Below are 21,646 nucleotides of genomic sequence, written 5' to 3' on the forward strand. Positions count from 1 at the left end.
ATTCAGAAAGGAGGTTCGCAAAAAACTAAAAATAAATTGAGATGGGAAAATCTTATTCACGAACAGATTTCTTATCAAAATACAAAAACAGATAAAAAGATAAAAATGGCTGCCTCTTCCAATTAGAAGTGACAGCCACTTTTGCATAAACTTATTATTTTGCTAAAAAGTCATTAATTCTATTTACTAATGCCTCTGGATCAATGCCGTGTACCATTGCAGCTTCTGCAATTGTTTCCATCTGAGAAGATGGGCAGCCAAGGCAATGCATACCAATCTCTAAAAGAATTGGTGCAACATTTTCATCAATCTGAAGTAATTCACCAATCATTGTGTCTTTGGTTACCTGTGCCATTTCGTTACCTCCTTCGTTTTTAACATGTTCCTTATTATAATACCATTCTGTCCATTATGCAATCTTTTATCAAAAAAATTGCCTTTTCCGCTTTTATTCAACGCAAGCGGAAAATTTCTCATAAATATCCGGTGCTACTTTCTTTAACCGGATTGGTCGAAACTGTGCATCTAAAAAGCAGTGTTCTGTGGTGCCTTCTGCATGCAGTATCTTGCGTGTCTCATCATATACTTTATAAGCCACAGTAAACTTCAAGCCATTAAAACCGGTAACCACAGTATCAATCCACACTGTTTCTCCAAATCGAACTGCTTGTCGATACTGGCAGGCTGCTCCCAATACCGGAATCATAATCTGGCGCCTTTCAATTTCATCATAAGGAAGACCTATCTGTTCCAGATAATCCAGTCTGGCTTCTTCAAACCAACGTATATAATTGGAATGATGTACGATTGCCATTGCATCTGTTTCGTAATATTGTACTTTGTGTGTGTAAGATTTTAATTTTTCCATATAAATTATTTTAGCACTTTCTCATAAAAAATTCAATTTTTCTCCCTGCTGTACACAAAAAAATACCAAAACCACCATCAATTTTCCTTGTAATCACTACCTATTTGTATTAAAATAAAGAAAAGCTATCAATGTGGTAGCTTAAATGAATATTCATTTTATAAAAGGAGGAAAATAGTATGGCATACGTAATTACTGACGGCTGTGTAAGCTGTGGAACTTGCGAAGGTGAATGTCCAGTAGGTGCTATCTCCGCTGGTGATGGCAAATACGAAATCGATCCAGGCGCATGTGTAGACTGCGGAACCTGTGCTGGTGCCTGTCCAACAGGAGCTATTGAGCAGGGCTAATTATTTCAATAGTACGGTAAAGAGGCTGTTTTACCAAATGGTAAAACAGCCTCTTTTTATGCGAGTAGCGAGAAAAATCGAGTGCTTGCATGAAGATTTGGCGAGCACCGCGATAACTTGAGAAACTTGTAAAACGTGTTTCTCATAGTTTACGCGAGTAGCGAGAAAAATCAAATGCTTCTACGTGGTTAATTTGGGATCCAGCTTTTTCTTTGCAAATAGTTTTCTTTCTGACTTTTCTCTATGAAACCGTTTCCCCTTTTGATGAGTACGAATCGCTGCATCTAATTTGCGGAATCGTTCTTCCTCTGCTTCGTCTTGTTCTCGCATCAGATAGTTCATTTCTTTTAAGACTCTGTCTCCCACCTGAACCCCAACTTCTTTTCCAAGTGCCTGATTATTTTCCTCCACCGCCTGTCTTACAATCTTAATCATCATGTTCTGAAATTGTTCCAGCTTAACGGTGTTTAAAGCGGAATTATCATGTTGTTTACCGGCAACCATGGGTTTTGACATTTCACTATTTCCCATTGTTACTTCTGATAAAACAGCATTTTCCGAATTCATTCCACCGTTATGTATCATCATTCGAATGGCTTTTAATTGATACCCTTTTTCTTTCCACTCTTTTATCTTTTGAAACTGCGCTATATTCTCTTCTGTATAATAGCGGTGCCCCATTTCATTTCTTGGAATTTGAAGTTCCAGCTCCTCTTCCCAATAACGCAAGACATGAGACTCTACATTGACTATATTTGCCGCATCTGAAATCATATAGCGTAATTTTTCCACATTTTCTACCTCCTTTAGGAATATGCCATATACTTGTCCATTTCCTTTATTTCTATTCTAGCGATTTCTTCTCCAGGTTACAATCATTTTTCATCGTGAAATACTGACAGAAAAAAACAGATACTTTTCTTTTTAGAAAAATATCTGTTTTCTTTTACAATAAGCATGTTTTTTTGCATATTAAATCTTGAATTAATTTTTCTCCATGTTGGCAAATTTGGTGTACTGTGGTAACCAAACCAAGTTAACCGTACCAATTGGACCATTTCTTTGTTTTGCAATAATAATCTCTGCAATGTTTTTATCCGGTGTATCCTTATTATAATAATCATCACGATAAATAAACATTACCACGTCGGCATCCTGCTCAATGGCTCCGGATTCACGAAGGTCGGAAAGCATCGGACGGTGATCCGGTCGCTGTTCTACCTGACGGCTTAACTGAGACAATGCGATTACCGGCACATTTAACTCTCTGGCAAGACTCTTCAAGGAACGGGAAATATCAGAAATTTCCTGCTGTCTGGAATCGCTCTTTCCACTACCGGACATCAACTGCAAGTAGTCGATGATGATTAACTTCAAATCGTGCTCTAACTTATACTTACGACATTTAGAACGTAGCTCTGAAATAGAAATACCCGGCGTATCGTCAATAATTAATTTAGAACGTCCTATGGTTCCTGCTCCTTCAATGAGCTTTTCCCAATCAGAGTCTGCAAGATTACCGGAACGAAGCAACTGTGCATCCACACGGGATTCCAAGGAGAATAGACGGTTTACCAACTGTTCCTTTGACATTTCCAGACTGAAGATTGCTGTACACATATCGCTGTGAAATGCCACATACTGGGCAATGTTTAGGACAAACGCTGTTTTTCCCATAGATGGACGTGCTGCTACCAGAATCAGGTCAGAAGGCTGAAGTCCGGACATACGATAATCTAAGTCCACAAATCCGGTTGCTATTCCGGTAACACTACCCTTTGTCTTGGATGCCTGTTCTATTTTTTCAAGCGCATTGATAACTACTGTTTTAATGGGAACATAATCACCACCGCTTTTATTTTGCAAGAGATTGAAAATTTTCTTTTCCGTATCTGCCATAATATCATCTACACTTTCATTTTGCAGATAACATTCATTGGCAATCTCTTCGTTTACCTTTATCAATTTTCGCAGTGTTGCTTTTTCTTTTACAATATTGGCATAATACTTGATATTGGCAGAAGTCGGAACAGCTGTTACCAGTTCTCCTACAAATTCCATGCTGCTTAATTCTGCCGGAACATCCTTTTCCCGCAAACGGTTCTGTAAGGTAACTACGTCCACCGGCTGTTCCTCGTTATAAAGTTCAATCATAGATTCAAATAAGATTCCATACTGCTGATGATAAAAATCTTCTTTTATCAAAGTTTCAGAGGCAATTACAATTGCCTCCTTATCCATAATCATAGAACCGATAACCGATTGCTCTGCTTCCAGACTATTGGGCATAATCCGTTTGATAAGAGCTTCCTCCATAACCGGGTCCTCCTATTCTTCTGTTACTTTTACCTTCAATGTTGCGGTTACCTTTGGATGAAGTTTAATGGTTACTTCATGGGTTCCCAAAGTCTTTAACCCACCCTCTTCTAACTGCATTTTCTTTTTATCTAATGCTAAATTTAACTGTTCTTTTGCTGCTGCTGAAATTTCCTTGCTTGAAACAGAACCAAAGGTCTTTCCGCCTTCTCCGGTCTTAATCTTAACTGTTACCTGTTTTGTAGCGATTTCTTCTGCTAATGCTTTTGCTGCTTCTAAGTTTTCTTTTGCAACCTTATCTGCATGCTGGTTTTGAAGTTTCAAATCATTCATATTTTTGCTGGTTGCCTCTACACCCAATTTCTTTGGTAAAATCATATTTCTTGCATATCCATCGCTAACATTTACAATATCCCCCTTTTTTCCAAGAGCTTTTACATCTTCTAATAATATTACTTTCATATTTCTATATCTCCTTCTTCAATCATTTGATCTAAGGTGTCTTTTAATTGTGCTTCTGCCTCTTCTAATGTACAATCTACCAACTGGGTTCCTGCCATGTTCAGATGACCACCGCCACCCATGCGTTCCATGATAATCTGTACATTGATTTCATCAATCGAACGAGAACTGATATATATTTTATCATTATATTCTGTCAGTACAAAAGACGCTTTGATTCCCACTATATTTAATAGTTCATTTGCAGCCTGTGCCCCTACAATTGTAGGACTTTCAATATTTTCTCCCGGACAGATAGAGATAGCAAATGCACCTCGATACACCTGTGCATGACGTACTGCTTCTGCTCTTGCCTTATATGCTTCCATATCGTCTCGCATCAGCTTACGCACTCGTGTCACCTCTGCACCACAACGTCTTAAATATGCCGCTGCTTCAAAGGTTCGCACTCCGGTTTTCGTCATAAAGTTATTGGTATCAATTAAAATACCTGCATAGATACAATCTGCCTCTGCCGGCTTTAAATGAATATTTTCATTAAAGTACTGCAATACTTCTGCTACCATTTCACAAGTAGAAGATGCATATGTTTCAATATAAGAAAGCACTGCATTATCAATCACTTCACTGCTCTGTCTATGATGGTCAAATACCACAATGGTCTTTGTACGGTTTAATAAATCCGGGCATTCTACGAAGTTCGGGCGGTTGGTGTCTACTACTACAACGGCTGTATTATAGTCTACCAATTCCATTGCTTTTTCACTTCTTACAAACATATCCACCGGATATCCTTTTTCTTCTGCAAAACATTCCTTCATCGGACGTAAAGAAGAAGTCACTTCGTCAATTACGATATGTGCCTTTTTCCCTAATACCTGTGCGGCACAATATACACCTACTGCTGCACCAAAAGCATCCATATCACTAATCTTATGTCCCATAATGAGAACCTGATCTTTGGTCTCCATAATTTCACGCAAAGCATGTGCTTTTACTCGCGCTTTTACTCGTGTCATTTTCTCGACCTGTCTGGACTTTCCACCGAAATAGGAAATCTTCTCGCCATCTTTTACCACTACCTGATCTCCGCCACGTCCTAATGCAAGGTCGATTGCCATACGGGAATACTCGTACTTCTGATTGTAATTTGTGGCATTGACACCTACACCGATACTCAGTGTGACTGCCATTTCATTTCCTACTTTTATGGTCTTTACTTCTTCCAATATACTGAACTTATCTTCAATAAGTTGGTCTAAATATTTGTGTTTAAATACAACAAAATACTTATCTTTTTCAATCTTCTTTATAATACTGTCTCGCTCGGAGAAATATTTACTTACCTTTCGGTCCACCAATGCCACCAATAAGGAACGTTTTACTTCTTCGATACTTTCCAAGGCTTCTTCATAGTTATCAATATACACCAGTGCAGATACTAACTGCTGTTCTTTGTTTTCCTGGATATAATGATGAAGTTCTGTCTCATCAAAGAGATACAAGGCTGTAAGGTATTGCTCGTTATTTTCCAACTCAATTACATCACTGTCTTCTGTCACTTCATCAAAATAAATTCGATTCATGCTGGCACGGTATATTTTTTCTCCATAGGTAACCTGCACATTATTTGTGTCACCTTCCTTTTCCAGCAATTCTCTGGTGATTACCGGAAAAATCGTTGTTATGGACTTATGATATTTTTTATCCTTCTCCGTAACTTTTTGAAACTCCTGATTCATCCACAATATTTTGCTGTTATAATCCAATAACGCATACGGTATTTCAAATTCATTTAACAAATGTTTTTGTACTGTTGCATATTGGGTTGCAAAATTGATAATTTCATTCAGCATTGCCGGTTTATTTAAAAAATACGCTGACAATACTACAATAAAATACAGTACAGTAAAGATAGAAACACAAATTCCCGCTTTCGTATTCATGTAATATACCGGAATATTCATCAATACTACTAGTATGGTAAGCATCAATGGCCAGTACATGTATGTCTTTAGCTGTCCTTTTAAACGAATTTTTCTTTTCATTTACTCTCTCCTGCATAAATATGCTTGCTGTCAAAATAACCATTTACGGCAGTGCCGCCGGATTTCGCTATGCCGTAGCCTTTGCACTGCTCACTGCCTAATACGCACATTATTATACCATTTTCCTTCGGTAAGTAAAAGGTCTTTTTTGTGATATACTCATTGCCACTCCTATAAGCCCTATCATTCCAACGACACTCAATAGCACTCCCTGCTTGAAATACGGATAGGTGAATTTTATTTTGGTTACTCCTTTATTTACTATTAATAGATGATTTTCTTCTTTTGCATCCTGCTCTATGGCAAAGGAATCTAAATATGCAAACCCTGTATTTACATTATTTTGGGGACTTTTGACTTCAATTCCGCTTTTAGAATAAGTGATTTCCAGTGGCACTACACTTCGTTTCGGTGTACTTCCGCTTTCCATCCCGAAGTATGTGTCTAAGAAATCTCCGGCTTCTGCATCTTGAGTACTGATGCCATAATAAACCAGATTAAATCCTAATAGATGAATATTCTCATTTTCTCCTGTACTGCTAAAGCACAATTTTTCATTATTATATGTGGTTGTTCCGTCTGAATGTTCCGGATTTACTAAGTATACTGTATTCCACTGACGATTCTCATCCGAAAACCAATCTGTTTGATATGTGTGATTCTGATAGGTCAATTCCGGATAGTAATTTTCTAATAGCACTTCTGCCGTTTTACATCCAAGGAAGCTGGAAAGCCCCGTTTTTTCTGTAGGAATTCCTCCCATATCAACATAAATCTGGCATCCTTTCTTTGCCAAATCTTTCACCAGACTTTCTGCCTCCTCTTTATCATCATAAGTAAAACCGGATAAATATATTTTCTTATATGCCAACAACATTTCCACGGAATAATGATTCAAGTTGGAATCGGTTGTTTCCTGAAACACCGGATAACGCAACGCAATATCCTGGGCTGTACTTCCGATTGCAATCCCTTCGTATTCCACTGTTGTACCAAAATTTCCTGTTATTTCCCGATGAAAAATAATGTCTATTCCGTTATCGGTTACATATTCATATCCCTGACGTTCTGCTGCCTGCTTTAGCACTTCCATATCTCGCCGTCCGTTTTTCATCGCGGATGCCAATACATATACTGTATCATTTCCAAGCTCTAAACTACGGTCAAACAGATAATCATAATAACCTTGTGAAATAGCAGTATTTAACATTACTACGTTTGCCGCTGTATGAGCACTCTGCCAGGCTGCTCCAAACGTACACATGACCTTCGGATTTTCTCCTGACAAATAATATGGCGCAAACGCGGTATAGGAACTCAGGTCCAATACTGCAATTCGTTGATTTGTCACCGATTTTGCTTCATCTAACAATAAACGACTGGCATCATTTTCTATTTTTTGTTGTGCATCTTCTACCCATTGTTCTTTTGGTGTCCAGATAAAAGCCAAGGACGGCAGTATATCTGCCACAAGTAGAATGCATATAACCACCGTAATCTGCGGTTTTAACCGTTTCCATTGTAAAAATGAAATAAGTACAAAAATAAGCGCAACCGATACAAAACGTTCCATCCATAAAATACTGCTAAAAGGTAGCTTCATTAAAATTTTATAGGCAGAAAGTGTTGTTCCAAGAAAAATAATAATTCTGGTTAAAAATCCTGCTCTTTGCTCACAAAAGCCAAAAAGGTTCCCATAATTGCTAATGCCAATACGGACAGCCCAAAGTACATTACATCTGAATTTTCTAATCGCAATAAAGGCTGAATAGATGTCCATGCACTTTGAAAACTATTTTTCATTACCTGAGCACTGTCGCTTCCCATGGAAACCAGTCCACCCTTCAAAGACGGATATAACCAGATTCCGGTGAGGGCATAGCCGCAAAGTGCTGCTACAATCACCTGCATTGCTGCTTTTCCCTGCTTTTGTGAAATCCCATAAATCAATAAAAAAATCAGCAGACACAACAGCACGATACTTCCTTGTCCCGAATGTGCCAACACCAGCAATGACGTCTGTATGCCGACTGCCATAAACACATATCCCTGCTTTTTACATACTTCCTGATTTTGCGGTTCTTCTTTTCTTACCTTTTTGGGAAATTTTCTAAGTATTTTTTGTATTCTCCTCTAATACATAAAACATTTTTTCTTCTTCTACTGCCCCTATATACAATACTAAATGAATTACACCGGACGGTTCCGACTGTTCATTATTCAAGTATGCATTGATATAATATGTTGAAATGTAGTATTTTGTCATAAAATGCTCCATATAGAAAGAGTATTATAAAATTTTTCAGATGTCAACAAAATTTAGTTTCCAAAAGTGCCCGGAAGCCTTGATTTTCCGCTGTTTAGTACCTATTTCCCACGTTCCTTGTCAACAGTTTTTTATTTTAATACCTTTTCTTATAAAATTACCGTTTTTTGTGGAAAAAAGAATTATAATATGATAATATAAATTTGTTGAATTAAAGTGACAGAGTGTTACAACTACTATTTTCTGTCATATTATAAATTACCGAATTATTGGAGGATATGATTTATGTATATTACTTGTCTTGATGTAGAAGGCGTACTGGTTCCTGAGATTTGGGTTGCATTTGCAGAAGCAAGTGGAATTCCTGAGTTGAAGAAGACAACTCGTGACGAGCCGGACTATGATAAACTAATGAACTGGAGACTGAGCATCTTAAAAGAACACGGTCTTGGATTAAAAGAGATTCAGGAAACAATCGCCAAGATTGATCCGTTGCCAGGGGCAAGAGAATTTCTCGATGAACTGCGTACATTCAGTCAGGTAATCCTTATTAGTGATACATTTACTCAGTTTGCAACACCTTTAATGGAAAAATTAGGATGGCCAACACTGTTTTGTAATACACTTGAAGTTGCAGACAATGGTGAAATTACCGGATTTAAAATGAGAACAGAACAGTCTAAGTTAAGTACGGTAAAAGCACTTCAGTCTATTGGATTTGAAACTATTGCCAGCGGAGACTCTTACAATGACCTTGGAATGATTCAAGCCAGCAAGGCAGGATTCCTTTTCAGAAGTACCGATAAAATTAAAGCAGATTATCCGGAACTTCCTGCATATGAAACATATGATGAACTGTTAAATGCAATTAAAGAAGCTATGAAATAAATTGTTTGGCTAAAAACGCCAGACATGTGATGCCATGTTGTCCCATATACGTTACATTTTATCTTGGACAACGTGGCACTATTATATTGGTTACAATTGTAAAACAAACTTACCAAAGGAGCGTACTGCTATGTACACTTATTTTTTATCTTTTCTTTCTGATAATTGGACCCCCACAGAAGAAAATTTGCTTGCTTACATATCTCCGGAACGTCATGCCCACCTTTTACGTTATGCTCATCCTGCTGATCGAAAGCTTTCACTCTATGCTGCACTTCTCACTCGTATGATGCTTTTAATGCATACCCCGCTTACTTGGAAAGACCTTCAATTTCACTCAGGGAGTAATCATAAGCCCTCGCTCCTTACAACCCCATCCATTGATTTTAATTTTTCCCACACCCGAAATGCCATCTTATGTTCTGTTTCTCTCAATACAACAGTTGGAGTTGATGTGGAAACCTGCAAAAAAGCTCCTTTTGAAATTATGGACACAGTCTTTCATCCGGAAGAAATCTCCTATATTTCAGCTGCAACAGATAAGGAAAAGCAAGAACGTTTTTTCAGGGTATGGACGCAAAAAGAGGCATATACCAAACGAAACGGTACCGGACTGGTATGTAATCTTACTGATATTAATACACTATCCCCTTCCGTTTCCAACTCCCTTTATAGCTTTAAAATAAATCAGTATACTTGTTCCGTTTGCAGCGATTTGGTACACCCACCGGTTCCTAAAATAGTTTTTACCCAAGATGTATTGCAATTTTTCACTTTATCATCTAACGCAAAAACACCCATTATCCGAAGATAACGGGTGTTTACGTTAACTATTTATTAGTCTGTTACATATGGCATTAAAGCGATATGTCTTGCTCTCTTAATTGCTACAGTGAGAGCTCTCTGATGTTTTGCACAGTTTCCTGTGATTCTTCTAGGAAGAATTTTTCCTCTTTCAGAGATGTATCTTTTTAATTTATTTGTATCTTTGTAATCGATTACATTATCTTTTCCACAGAATACGCAAACTTTTTTTCTTCTACGCATTCCGCCTCTTCTCTTCATTGGAGAATCGCTTTTCTCGGTTTTATTGTAAGCCATTGCCTTTACCTCCTGTTCTAATTAAAGGGTAATTCTTCGTCAATTCCATCCGGAATATTCATGAAACCATCACCTACAGCTGCACTTGGTTCCGGTCTTCCTGCCGGCTGGTATCCACCGCCCTGACCTTCACTTGCTGCTTTGCTCTCTGCAAATTCCTGTTCCTCTACGACAACGTCTGTTGTGTAAACCTTCTGTCCTTCCTGATTTGTATAGCTTCCAGTCTGGATTCTTCCGGTTACTACAACCTTAATTCCCTTGTGGAAATACTTCTCAGCAAACTCACCGCTTCTTCCGAAGGCAACGCAGTTAATAAAATCTGCGGTCTGCTGATCTCCGTCACGTCTGAATCTTCTATCTACTGCCAGAGTATATCTTGCTATCGCTGTAGCCTGTTCGCCTTGTGAATAGCGAACTTCCGGGTCTCTGGTTAATCTACCCATCAGTATAACCTTATTCATGTTATCTCCTCTTTCTATTACGCCTCGTCCTGTCTAACGCATAAGAAACGAAGTACATTGTCCATAATACGAACACGAGATTCTACTTCTGCTGGACAATCTGCTTCTGCATCGAACTGAATAAAGTAATAGTAACCTTCTCTCATTTTCTGGATCTCGTAAGCTAATCTCTTCTTTCCCCAGTCATCTACGTTGGTTACTGTTCCACCGAAACGAGTAATAATCTCTTTTGCCTTTTCTACGGTTTCGGTTCTTACATCATCCTCGACTTTTGCATTAACAACGAGTGCTAATTCATACTTGTTCATGCTTGTCTTACCTCCTTTTGGTCTTTTGGCCCCTTGCCTGTGCAGGGAGCAAGGATAAATTATTAACTAATATATCACGAGCTAATATGTTACCATATCTATCCGTTTTTTTCAAGAACTTTTGCGAATTTCTTTTGTATTTTTTTCTACCAGCTTTCTTGCTATCATTATCTGGTGCCCACATCCCATACACTTTAAGCGAAAATCTGCTCCCACACGAAGCACTTCCCACTCATGACTGCCACAGGGATGCTGCTTCTTTAATTTTACAATATCCCCCACTTCATATTGTATTGGCATACTGTTTTCTTCCTTTCCTTCTATATTTCTACTCTTTATTTTATAGACATCTGTATTCTATATTTGTATCGTTGCTTTTATTAGCAGTTGATTTTTTCAAATAACTCACCGATTGCCACCGGAAGTACTAAATCCGCACTACTGTCCTTTGTTGTTGCTGACTTATTAATAACTACTAACTTATGTCCCTGATAGTAGTCTACTAAACCTGCCGCCGGATATACTGCAAGAGAAGTTCCTCCGATAATCAACATATCCGCCTGACTGATATAGTAAATTGCCTCTTGAATGGTCTTATTATCTAACCCTTCTTCATACAATACCACATCCGGCTTAATGTCTCCTCCACACTTTTCGCATTTGGGTACTCCTTCGCTGTGCAAAATATATTCTGCATCATAAAACGCATGGCAGGATTCACAGTAATTGCGATGAATACTTCCGTGAAGTTCTAACACCTTCTTGCTTCCTGCCTTCTGGTGTAATCCGTCAATATTTTGGGTAACAACTGCCTTTACTTTTCCTTTTGCTTCCAACTCTGCTAATTTCTTATGTGCCATATTGGGTTCCGCATCCAGACAAAGCATCTTATTACGATAAAATCGATAAAATTCCTCCGGTTTTTGACGGTAGAACGTATGGCTTAATATCATTTCCGGTGGATAATCATACTGTTGATGATACAATCCGTCTACGCTACGAAAATCCGGAATTCCACTTTCGGTAGAAACACCCGCTCCACCAAAAAATACAATATTATTACTTTTTTCTACCATATCCAGAAACTGCTGCACCTTTTCTGCTTCTTCTATATGCTCCATTTTTCTCTCCCTTTCTCTTTCCCGCTTTACTTTTCCTTTGGCTGAATTACTTCAGCTAACGCTCCATGCACCAAGAAACGATAATTCTCTCCGGAAGGAGTACAAGTCATTAGTGTTACCGTCTTTTGGTCCTTTTGCGGGGTTACACCTGTGTCATAAATACTTCTGTTTTTCACTGTTTGTAACCACTCTCCATATGCATCTTCTGTGGCAAACTGATAATTAAAGGAATCCCATGAAATATCTGCTACATAACAGGAAAAAATACTATAACGATAAATTGCATTCTCTGTATAAATCAAAAACTCCGGATTTTCCTTATATATCTGTTTATCCTTAAACTGGTTGAGTTTTGCAAACATGGACTTATCTTTCATATTGTGGCCATAGATAAAGGTATTATCATCACTAAAATCGGATGCATTTTCTGCCTCCATGAAAATACTTCCACACTTTATCTCCTCTTTTTCAAAAGAATGTGTCAAATAATAATCATTATCTGTTCCTTGTACAATGGGATAACTGATGTCCATATTTTCAAAACGAATCCACCCTACAATATCCGGATTTATTTTCTTCAACGCTTCAAAATCCACAGAAAAGTTTTCCGGCAATTCGCCGCCTTTTCCCACATCCGTACTACTGGTAAATTTATTTAACTTATCGTAAGTATTCTGTCCTTTGGCGTATTCCCAAAATATCATTCCCAATCGAACAATTGCATAAATAAATATAACTAATGCCAGCAAAAAAATTATGGTACTTTTTAAGTCTCTTTTTCCTTGTCGTATTTTCTTCATAAATAAAAAAGCCTCCCGGTCTTACCTCTAGTTAGTTACTAGTATAATGTATTTCCGGGAAACTTTCAATTTTTTATTAATTTCTTCGCAATGCTTCAATTGGACTTAATTTTGCTGCTTTTCTTGCCGGATAAATTCCGAAGAATACTCCCACCGCACAGGAAAACAGAGTTGCACCTAATATGGTACTTACTGTGATTCCCGGATGAATTGTACTTTCCATTGCACTGCTCATAATACTACAAATTCCTGTTGCTCCGAGAAGACCTAACAGTATTCCGATAATTCCTCCCACAATGGTTAGAATTGCCGCCTCTGCTAAGAACTGCATTAGAATTGAAGAAGTCTTTGCTCCTAGGGACTTACGAATTCCAATTTCTCTGGTACGTTCTGTTACAGATACCAGCATGATGTTCATAACACCAATTCCTCCTACAAATAGGGAAATTGCTGCCACACAGGAGATAAAGGTTGTTACAATTCCAAGCATACTGTTCATTTCAGAAAGCATATCCTGAAAACTCTGTATCTGATAATAGTCTTCTCCCGCACTCTGATGTCTGGATTCTAATAAATGAATTAAATCTTTGGCTGCCTTTTTTGCATCCGCACCATCTGCTGTAAATGCATTGAACGAATAAAATTCATCACTTTCCCATCCAAAGGCTTCAAAGGATGTATATGGCACATTCAATGTAACCGGCATTCCTTCATAGGTGTAGCTTACAAAGCTTCCGTTTGCCTTTTGCTGGGTAACTCCAACAATCCGATAACTTTGTGTAATTCCTTCCATTGTTACATCCAAATCCATCCCTACCACATCATCGGATCCGAATAAGCGCTTGGCATCCTCATCGGTAAGTACACAAACTCGATTTCCCTCTTGTACATCTGCTTGTGTATAGTAACTTCCTCGTTTCATATTATAATTCAAGGATTTCCATGAATCTTCCGTTCCACCGGTAAGTGTGATAGAAAACTCTCCCTTTCCGGTTACTGTCGTTCCACTTGCCCCATCATCCGGGCTTGCCCCATCGATTCCATCTACCTTTTCTTTGATTGCTTCAATATCTTCCGGAGTAATCCACTCTTCTGCATTTTGCGCATCTTCACTACAATACACATAAATCTGTCCGGTTCCTATATCCTGTACCTCGGAATTCATGGCATTTGCCGTTCCGTTTCCTACTGCCATTACCATAATAACAGAAGCAATTCCTATGATAATACCTAACATGGTCAGAAAAGAACGCCCTTTATTGGCAGTAATGTTCTTTAATGCCATCTTTATATATTCTAACATCTTTCCCATTTAAGTACCTCTTTCTAATTCTACACTGCTATTCTGCTTCTGTTTCTGTTCCTGCTGTGATGGTTGTGATTGGATCTCCTTCTTCATTATCTCCCGGATCAGTAATTACTTCTTCACCTTCTTTTAATCCTTTGGTAATTTCCGCACAATCGTCTGAGGTAACACCGGTTTCAATACTACGTTTTGTTAATACTCCGTCCTCACATACCCAGCAGAAGCTTCCATCTTTTCCGATATTTACAGCTTCTGTTGGCAAAATCACTACATCCTTTGCTTCTGCTGCATGAATAGACACCTTTGCTTCTACTCCTAAGAAAATATTACTGTCCGGATTATCAATATGGACGGTTGCTGTAATAGAAGTAGACGTAGCTGCCTGATTGTTTCCGCCTGTAGCACCGGTAGTAGCAATACGACTAATCTTGGTAACAGTTCCCTCATAGGTCTGCCCTGCAAAAGTAATGGTTGCTTTCTGTCCTTCTTTTACTTTTTCATATACATTTTTTGATAAGGAAACATTTACATTTACATCATCAATACTCTGCAATGTAAACAATTGCATTCCCTGAGAAACGGTTGCTCCTTCTACTACCTGATTGTCAGAAATAACCCCATTAAATTCTGCGCTGATTCCATTTCTTCCTTCTTGAATCAACTCTGCTAAGGATTTTTGTTCTAATTCTGCTAAATTGTTGTTGGTCTGCATCTGTGCCTTTGCTTCTTTACTAAGTGTTGCACTATCTGCTTCCGCAATGGCTTTCTGACTTTCTAACTGTGACTGCAAGTCTGCCAGTTCTGACTGGGCTGTAGTCAACTTCTGTTGTAGCTGTGTATTTTCGTTTGCACCAGTTCCAACAGAATTATCTGATTGTAAGGCTGTGATTTGCGCTGTAATATTATCTAACTGTGCTTTATTGGTATCATAGTCATTCTTTGCTGTGCTTAAGGCTGCGTTTGCTGCTTTCAAAGTCTCGGATGCAGATGCAACATCTGCTGCATTTCCTGATACTGTTGCTGCGTCAAAATTAACCTGTGCATTTTGCTGTGCAACCTGAGCGGTACTATACGCTGCCTGTGCCTGTGCTACTAAGGCTGTTGTATCTTCCTGCTGTTGCTGCAATGCTACAATCTGGTTGTTTACACTGTCATTTGCCTGCTGTAATGCTGCTGCCTGCGCCTGTGCATCTCCGGCAATTGCTGCTGTAAGGTTTGCAACTTCCTGTTTCTTAGCATCTACCTGCTGCTGTAAAGTTGCTGCTTTGCTTTTAGCATCTGCCTGGGTCTGTGCTGCCTGTGCTGACTTGTTTACACTATCCTGATAGCCCAGACTGTTTGCCTTTACGGTGAGTTCTGCTTTTTGGTTCTGCTGCTCTAAGTCATCCAGATTAAACTCTACCAGCTTATCGCCTGCATCTACCATATCTCCCACTTGGAAAGAAGCTGTTTTTACCGTCGCATTTACCGGTGAAAAAAATGTCTTTTGCTGTCCGCTTACTACCGTTCCACTGGTTTCCACGGTTTCTGTTACATCACCTTTTTCTACCTTTGTTGTTTCTACTGCCATGGCTTGTGCCATCGCTTCTCCTGCACTTGCTGCATTCTTTGTAATGATTGCTCCTATAACTACAACCACTATCAAGATAGGAATTACAATTTTTAATACTTTTTTGGTACTCTTACTCATGCCTTTTTTCTTCATCTCTTACTCCTTCACTTGCTCTTCATTATAATAATCTTCTACAATTTTTCCATCCAGAATTCTTACAACTCTCTTTGCCTGATCTGCAATGTCATTATCATGGGTAATCAATATGACACTTCTTCCGGTATCATGCAGACTTCGCAAAATCCCCATGATTTCCTTGGTAGATGCTGAATCCAGATTTCCGGTAGGCTCATCTGCCAATATAACCGGTGGCTTTGCTGCAATTGCCCTTGCAATGGCAACTCTTTGCTGCTGACCTCCTGACATTTCTGCCGGTTTATGATGAATTCTTTTTTCCAAACCTACCATATTTAATGCTTCCATTGCCAGCTTATGTCTCTCACTTCTTCCGATTCCACGATAAATAAGTGGTAACTCTACATTCTCTATGGCTGTTAGATTAGAAATCAAATTAAATCCCTGAAAAATAAACCCGATTTCCTCATTACGAATCTCTGAAAGTTGATTATCTCCCAGTTCAGACACGTCCTTGCCGTTTAGATAATATTCTCCGGAAGTAGGTATATCCAAACATCCCAACATATTCATTAATGTGGACTTTCCTGAACCGGAGTGACCAATAATTGCCACAAATTCGCCCTTTTGAATTTCTAAATTTACATGATCCAATGCCCAGACTTCGTTTTCACCGGGATTATATACCTTGCACATATTCTTTACTTTTATCAGTGCTTCCAACGTTTTCCCTTCTTTCCCTTTACTTTTTCCATTTTATGGTTATTATGGTAGTATATTTTCCTTAAGAAAATTGTTAGTTTTTCTTAATTTAACCTAAAATATTTTGATTTTCAAAACATATAACGAAACAGAAACGCTTTTTTCTTCACTTTTTAGGTATCTTTTTTCCGTACCTCTCATAAGATGATAGAAATGCTTTTACAAAGGAAGGAATACTTATGAAAATTATTGATATGCATTGCGATACAATTTCAAGAATCTATAAAAACCCAGGTTCACAACTTCGTCAAAACGATTTTCAACTGGACCTTATGAAAATGAAGTCTTCCGGCTATCTGCTTCAGAACTTTGCCATGTTTATCGACTTAGACGAAACAGAACATCCTTACGAAACTTGTCTGGAACAAATTCGCATTTTTAAGTCTGAACTAGAAAAAAACAGCGACCTCATTGCTCCGGTTACTAATTATGCAGAAATTTTAGAAAATGAAAAACTGGGAAAAATGTCTGCTCTTATGACGATTGAAGAAGGGCAGGTTTGTGGCGGTGACTTAAAAATATTAAAAGAATTTTATGATTTAGGTGCTCGTATGATGACTTTTACCTGGAATCACAAAAACACGCTGGGATTTCCTGCTGAACCCGTTCATGACTCTGACCGTGGCGGACTTACCCACCTTGGCATTGCCTTTTTAGATGCTATGGAACAGCTTGGAATTATTCCTGATGTCTCCCACTTATCAGACCAGGGAATTACCGATGTTTGCCGCCTTGCCAAAAAACCCTTTGTGGCAAGTCACTCAAATTCTCGTTCCCTTTGTGGTCGGTGTCGTAATCTGCCGGACGAACTTATCCGAAAAATTGCAGAAAAGGGTGGGGTAATTGGTGCTAACTTTTATGGTCCATTCCTTACCTCTACCCCTGACAGTGATGGTTGCTTTTTTAGCTATGCCAAAGATGTTGCCAGACACATCTGCCATCTGGTAGATGTAGGAGGTCTTGCCTGCGTTGGTCTTGGTTCTGATTTTGACGGTATTGATGACAATATTGAAATGAAAGATTGCAGTTTTTTGCCGCTTTTAGAAGCTGAACTTTGCAAAATCGGATTTTCTGAAACGGAGATTGAACATATCTTCTATCGCAATGTACTGAATTTGTATCAAGCATTATTGTAATCATTACTTTAAAACATTTTATATGGAAAGGATTTGTATGTATACCGGAATTGTAATTGTTCCTAAAGCAACGCTTTATGAAAATCCTACCAAAGAGACAGTCTCTGATGAACTGCTATCCGGTTGGCTGGTTACCGTAATGCAGGAACGAGGCAGAACTTTAAAAATTATAACCGACTATGGATATTCAGGGTGGATAAATAGCCAAAACATTCGCCGCATATCCGCAGAAACATTTCACCACTGGAAGGAAACTCCCTCCACAGCTATTCTTTGTAGAAAAACTACAGACCTTTTAAAATCACCCATGGTTCAGGCTCCTGTACTTTCTACTCTTTTTATGGGAAGTCGGGTCATCCTCTGCGGCAATCCGCAAGACGGTTGGCAAAAAATACGGACTGCCGGGGGATACTGTGGCTATGTTCCTACACTTTCCTTAATTGCACCTCCCCCTCCTGTCCCCACTACTTCGGGATGTCTGGCTCCGGACGTTCTATCTGAGGATGAATGGGAACTTCGCTCTTGTATCTTAAATTATGCCATGTCTTTTTTAGGCACACAGTATCGTTGGGGCGGCAAAACAATTCTCGGACTGGACTGCTCCGGCTTTACTTTTATGTGCTACTACATGTGCGGCATTATTATTTATCGAGACGCTGTAATAAAGGAAGATTTCCCGGTACATAAAATTTCATTTTCCTGTATAAAGCCTGCTGACCTTTTATATTTTCCCGGTCATGTCGCTATCTATCTCGGCAACGGCAAATACATTCACTGTACCGGAAATCCCAATAGTTTCGGCTGCGTCATCAACAGTTTACGCCCAGAAGATTTGGACTATCGGGCTGACTTAGCAGAAAGCCTTTTAGCTGTTGGAAGTGTGTTTTAAACATCACTTCCACACTATCTTTCTCTTGACAGACTCATTTCTTGTGATATAATTCAGAACTATTAGTATTCTAATTATAAGCATTCTAATATTTTACAAACGGAGGATGTCGCACGATGCAAGATGCTTCATTTCATTATTTATTGATGGCCACGCATACTACACTTCAAAAAAAGTTGCTTGCCCAATTAAAAGATACAGGATTGACCCTTGGGCAACCCAAGGTATTGGATTATTTAAAGGAGCACGATGGTGCGAATCAAACAGAAATCGCCAGAGGCTGCCATATTGAGGCTGCATCTCTGACTTCTATTTTAAACCGTATGGAAGAAAAAGGTATTATTGAACGAAGAATGTTAAACGGCAATCGCCGCTCTCTTCATGTTTTTTTAACAGATAAAGGGCGGGAACTTGGGCTTCAGGTAGACCGGTCTTTTTTAGACTTAGAAGCACAAGGTTTTGCCGGTATTGATGATACAGAACGTCAGCAGTTCATAGATACCCTTCTTAAAATTTATCACAATTACTGTCAGGAGGAATAAGCTATTATGGAAAAATTGAAACGTTATCTTATCTTTTTTGTGGGACTTTTTATTAATTCACTGGGTGTTGCTCTCATCACCAAAGCAAACCTTGGAACTTCTCCCATTTCTTCGATTCCCTATGTATTGAGTCTGGACTTTTCTCTCACCCTTGGACAATTCACTATTATTTTCAGTGTTTTTCTGATTCTACTCCAGATTATAATTCTTCGCAAAAACTTTCGTCTAGAAGACCTTCTCCAAATTCCAATTTCCATCTTTTTTGGATATTTCATTGATTTATCTATGAATTTATTACATACCATCAATCCGAAATTATACACTGCAAAAGCTGCCTGTCTGCTTATCGGCTGCTTAATCTTGGGATTTGGTGTTTATACCGAAGTCCTTGCCAATGTAGCTATGTTACCCGGTGAATCTTTTGTCCGTGCTATTGTTTCCACCTGGAATACAGATTTTGGAAAAACGAAAATTGCCTTTGACGTAACCATGGCGGTATCTGCTGCTATCATGTCTTTCTTCTTTTTTCATGAACTTAACGGAATACGAGAAGGTACCATTATTGCAGCATTATTGGTAGGTTTTATTGCCCGATTCTTCGGAAAACAATTGGCTGCTATAGAAATTTTTCTTTTTGAGCGTGAAGAAACCGTAATAGAAGAATAATAATAAACTAATTTTTACATTATAAAAGGCATTACCGTAAAGGTAATGCCTTTTTGAGTTGCGGGGACAGGATTTGAACCTATGACCTTCGGGTTATGAGCCCGACGAGCTTCCAGACTGCTCCACCCCGCGTCAACATTTTGTATTATAGACCTTTTTCCTCTTATTGTCAAATTTCCCGCTTTTCCTAGTGGATTTTTCTTATGTTTTTCCCTTTCTTCTTTACTAAGTATATGTTTATTTTCAAAAATTATTCTTAGAATTACAAGACTTTTACATTGATTTTATAGCTACACTACCTCCAATTACACATAGGCATTGTATAGTAACTGTATTCCAAAGGAAAAGGAGAATTTACATGAAAACCAAATTAACAAAGCCGGAAAAACAATGGATTTTATATGACGTTGGTAATTCCGCTTTTATCCTACTTGTTTCAACCATTATACCTATTTACTTTAACTATCTTGCGGATTTGGCAAACGTACCTTCCGTTACCTATCTGGCTTACTGGGGATATGCCGCCAGCATTTCAACTCTTGTTGTTGCATTGTTCGGACCTATTCTCGGCACTATGGCTGATTCTAAAAATTTTAAAAAACCTCTGTTTTTTGCTTCTATTTTAATTGGTAGCATCTGCTGTGCCATTTTGGGATTCTTTTCACATTGGCTGATTTTTCTTGGCATTTATATCATTGCCAAAATTGCCTATAATGCCAGCCTGATTTTCTATGATTCTATGCTTACTGACGTTTCCACACCAGAGCACATGGATGACGTATCTTCTCAGGGATATGCCTGGGGCTATATTGGCAGTTGTGTACCTTTTATTATTGGCTTGGTCTTAGTACTTGGTTATGATTCTATTGGCATCAGTTTTACCACTGCTATGATTCTTACCTTTTTACTGATTGCCATTTGGGGGATAGCTCTTTCCCTTCCTTTACTCAGGAACTACCGCCAGATACACTATGTAGCCGAAAATACCCACATTGTATCTAATAGCTTTCGCCGTCTTGGAACTACATTAAAAAACATTTCCAAAGAAAAGCACATTCTCTGGTTTCTAATTGCTTTCTTTTTCTACATTGATGGCGTGTATACCATTATTGAAATGGCAACTGCTTACGGACAGGCATTAGGGCTCAACAGTAGCGGGCTTTTGATTGCTCTTTTGGTCACCCAGCTGGTTGCATTCCCATGCGCCATTGTTTTTGGACGTTTAGCACAACGTTATCCTTCTCGCAACCTGATTACAGTTTGTATTGTGGCTTATCTTGGAATTTCTATTTTTGCCCTCCAATTAGATACCCAGTGGGAATTCTGGTTTCTAGCTGTCTGTGTAGGTATGTTCCAAGGTGGAATTCAGGCCTTATCACGCTCCTACTTTGCTAAGATTATTCCACCTGAAAAATCAGGAGAATACTTTGGTATTATGGATATTTGCGGAAAAGGTGCTTCTTTCCTTGGAACAACCCTTGTCAGTGTAGTAAGCCAGATTTCCGGTAGTATTAACATCGGTGTTGGTTCGATTTCCGTTGTTTTCGTCATTGGACTGATTTGCTTTTTAAAAGCATCTGCTCTTGCATCGGATGCAAAATCCTTAACAGATATTTCTGTTTCCGGCAATTCCCTCATGGGAAAATAAAATGACATCTTCCATGATATA

24 protein-coding genes, 1 tRNA gene and 1 pseudogene are annotated in these 21,646 nt (G+C 38.6%); 8 read left to right on the top strand and 18 right to left on the bottom strand.

Going from position 1 to position 21,646, the window contains the following annotated elements; translation table 11 throughout:
- Positions 1–154 precede the first annotated feature (154 nt).
- Both KQI83_RS11630 and KQI83_RS11635 read right to left on the bottom strand, forming a co-directional pair.
- A complete protein-coding gene (locus KQI83_RS11630) occupies positions 155–355 on the bottom strand; it encodes a DUF1858 domain-containing protein (RefSeq protein WP_216558136.1) in 201 nt (66 codons plus the stop codon).
- A 93-nt stretch (positions 356–448) separates the two neighbouring features.
- The gene (locus tag KQI83_RS11635) at positions 449–868 is read right to left on the bottom strand and encodes an acyl-CoA thioesterase (protein WP_216558139.1); all 420 of its coding nucleotides are present in this window, start codon (positions 866–868) and stop codon (positions 449–451) included.
- 179 nt (positions 869–1,047) lie between these two features.
- On the opposite strand from KQI83_RS11635, the gene KQI83_RS11640 reads away from it, so the two are divergent.
- A complete protein-coding gene (locus KQI83_RS11640; protein ID WP_216558142.1) occupies positions 1,048–1,218 on the top strand; it encodes a DUF362 domain-containing protein in 171 nt (56 codons plus the stop codon).
- 180 nt (positions 1,219–1,398) lie between these two features.
- On the opposite strand, the gene KQI83_RS11645 is transcribed toward KQI83_RS11640, so the two are convergent.
- The 6 genes and pseudogenes from KQI83_RS11645 to KQI83_RS11675 form a co-directional block, all read right to left on the bottom strand.
- Positions 1,399–2,010 carry a MerR family transcriptional regulator gene (locus KQI83_RS11645; RefSeq protein WP_216558146.1) on the bottom strand — a complete coding sequence of 204 codons (612 nt, stop codon included), beginning with the start codon at positions 2,008–2,010 and terminating at the stop codon, positions 1,399–1,401.
- A 192-nt stretch (positions 2,011–2,202) separates the two neighbouring features.
- Positions 2,203–3,534, bottom strand: a complete 1,332-nt coding sequence (gene dnaB, locus KQI83_RS11650; RefSeq protein ID WP_216558149.1) for a replicative DNA helicase — start codon at positions 3,532–3,534, stop codon at positions 2,203–2,205.
- A gap of 12 nt (positions 3,535–3,546) precedes the next feature.
- Positions 3,547–3,996, bottom strand: a complete 450-nt coding sequence (gene rplI, locus KQI83_RS11655; protein WP_216558152.1) for a 50S ribosomal protein L9 — start codon at positions 3,994–3,996, stop codon at positions 3,547–3,549.
- Positions 3,993–6,044 (bottom strand): DHH family phosphoesterase, encoded by a 2,052-nt coding sequence (locus KQI83_RS11660; RefSeq protein ID WP_216558156.1) that lies wholly within the window; start codon positions 6,042–6,044, stop codon positions 3,993–3,995. Before KQI83_RS11660 ends, rplI begins: the two co-directional genes overlap by 4 nt.
- A 112-nt stretch (positions 6,045–6,156) precedes the next feature.
- Positions 6,157–8,081, bottom strand: a pseudogene (locus tag KQI83_RS11665) (6-pyruvoyl-tetrahydropterin synthase-related protein).
- Positions 8,082–8,154: 73 nt separating this feature from the next.
- Positions 8,155–8,310, bottom strand: coding sequence for a hypothetical protein (locus tag KQI83_RS11675; protein ID WP_216558161.1), 156 nt, complete (start codon positions 8,308–8,310; stop codon positions 8,155–8,157).
- Positions 8,311–8,595: 285 nt separating this feature from the next.
- Here KQI83_RS11675 and thrH point away from each other — a divergent pair, with 285 nt between their 5' ends.
- On the top strand, positions 8,596–9,198 hold the full coding sequence (thrH, locus tag KQI83_RS11680) for a bifunctional phosphoserine phosphatase/homoserine phosphotransferase ThrH (protein ID WP_216558164.1): 603 nt from the start codon (positions 8,596–8,598) through the stop codon (positions 9,196–9,198).
- Positions 9,199–9,328: 130 nt separating this feature from the next.
- Positions 9,329–10,012 carry a 4'-phosphopantetheinyl transferase family protein gene (locus KQI83_RS11685; RefSeq protein WP_216558166.1) on the top strand — a complete coding sequence of 228 codons (684 nt, stop codon included), beginning with the start codon at positions 9,329–9,331 and terminating at the stop codon, positions 10,010–10,012.
- 23 nt (positions 10,013–10,035) lie between these two features.
- On the opposite strand, the gene rpsR is transcribed toward KQI83_RS11685, so the two are convergent.
- From rpsR to KQI83_RS11730, 9 genes are all read right to left on the bottom strand, one after another.
- On the bottom strand, positions 10,036–10,299 hold the full coding sequence (rpsR, locus tag KQI83_RS11690; protein WP_075717519.1) for a 30S ribosomal protein S18: 264 nt from the start codon (positions 10,297–10,299) through the stop codon (positions 10,036–10,038).
- Between the two features lie 17 nt (positions 10,300–10,316).
- Positions 10,317–10,760 carry a single-stranded DNA-binding protein gene (locus tag KQI83_RS11695; RefSeq protein ID WP_216558170.1) on the bottom strand — a complete coding sequence of 148 codons (444 nt, stop codon included), beginning with the start codon at positions 10,758–10,760 and terminating at the stop codon, positions 10,317–10,319.
- A gap of 17 nt (positions 10,761–10,777) precedes the next feature.
- Complete coding sequence (gene rpsF, locus KQI83_RS11700) at positions 10,778–11,068, bottom strand: 30S ribosomal protein S6 (protein WP_075717523.1); 291 nt, start codon at positions 11,066–11,068, stop codon at positions 10,778–10,780.
- Positions 11,069–11,179: 111 nt separating this feature from the next.
- Entirely contained in the window at positions 11,180–11,368 is a 189-nt protein-coding gene (locus KQI83_RS11705) for a DUF951 domain-containing protein (RefSeq protein ID WP_216558173.1), read from the bottom strand.
- Positions 11,369–11,448: 80 nt separating this feature from the next.
- Positions 11,449–12,189, bottom strand: a complete 741-nt coding sequence (locus KQI83_RS11710) for an NAD-dependent protein deacylase (protein WP_216558176.1) — start codon at positions 12,187–12,189, stop codon at positions 11,449–11,451.
- A 26-nt stretch (positions 12,190–12,215) separates the two neighbouring features.
- Complete coding sequence (srtB, locus tag KQI83_RS11715; protein ID WP_216558179.1) at positions 12,216–12,989, bottom strand: class B sortase; 774 nt, start codon at positions 12,987–12,989, stop codon at positions 12,216–12,218.
- 76 nt (positions 12,990–13,065) lie between these two features.
- Complete coding sequence (locus KQI83_RS11720; RefSeq protein WP_216558181.1) at positions 13,066–14,301, bottom strand: ABC transporter permease; 1,236 nt, start codon at positions 14,299–14,301, stop codon at positions 13,066–13,068.
- A gap of 28 nt (positions 14,302–14,329) precedes the next feature.
- Positions 14,330–16,000, bottom strand: coding sequence for an efflux RND transporter periplasmic adaptor subunit (locus KQI83_RS11725; protein WP_216558184.1), 1,671 nt, complete (start codon positions 15,998–16,000; stop codon positions 14,330–14,332).
- Between the two features lie 3 nt (positions 16,001–16,003).
- Complete coding sequence (locus KQI83_RS11730) at positions 16,004–16,705, bottom strand: ABC transporter ATP-binding protein (protein WP_305798549.1); 702 nt, start codon at positions 16,703–16,705, stop codon at positions 16,004–16,006.
- Between the two features lie 218 nt (positions 16,706–16,923).
- Here KQI83_RS11730 and KQI83_RS11735 point away from each other — a divergent pair, with 218 nt between their 5' ends.
- The 4 genes from KQI83_RS11735 (at position 16,924) to KQI83_RS11750 (ending at position 19,977) form a co-directional block, all read left to right on the top strand.
- The gene (locus KQI83_RS11735; RefSeq protein WP_216558187.1) at positions 16,924–17,880 is read left to right on the top strand and encodes a dipeptidase; all 957 of its coding nucleotides are present in this window, start codon (positions 16,924–16,926) and stop codon (positions 17,878–17,880) included.
- A 37-nt stretch (positions 17,881–17,917) separates the two neighbouring features.
- A complete protein-coding gene (locus KQI83_RS11740) occupies positions 17,918–18,769 on the top strand; it encodes a C40 family peptidase (protein ID WP_216558190.1) in 852 nt (283 codons plus the stop codon).
- 116 nt (positions 18,770–18,885) lie between these two features.
- Positions 18,886–19,311, top strand: coding sequence for a MarR family winged helix-turn-helix transcriptional regulator (locus tag KQI83_RS11745; protein WP_216558194.1), 426 nt, complete (start codon positions 18,886–18,888; stop codon positions 19,309–19,311).
- A 6-nt stretch (positions 19,312–19,317) separates the two neighbouring features.
- Complete coding sequence (locus KQI83_RS11750; protein WP_216558196.1) at positions 19,318–19,977, top strand: YczE/YyaS/YitT family protein; 660 nt, start codon at positions 19,318–19,320, stop codon at positions 19,975–19,977.
- Between the two features lie 58 nt (positions 19,978–20,035).
- On the opposite strand, the gene KQI83_RS11755 is transcribed toward KQI83_RS11750, so the two are convergent.
- Positions 20,036–20,109: transfer RNA gene (locus tag KQI83_RS11755), tRNA-Met, on the bottom strand.
- Positions 20,110–20,335: 226 nt separating this feature from the next.
- Between KQI83_RS11755 and KQI83_RS11760 the strand changes: the two genes are divergently transcribed.
- A complete protein-coding gene (locus KQI83_RS11760) occupies positions 20,336–21,625 on the top strand; it encodes an MFS transporter (RefSeq protein WP_216558199.1) in 1,290 nt (429 codons plus the stop codon).
- Positions 21,626–21,646 lie beyond the last annotated feature (21 nt).

The sequence above is a fragment of the Roseburia sp. MSJ-14 genome, from assembly GCF_018918225.1.
In the GTDB taxonomy this organism is placed as follows: Bacteria; Bacillota; Clostridia; order Lachnospirales; family Lachnospiraceae; genus Petralouisia.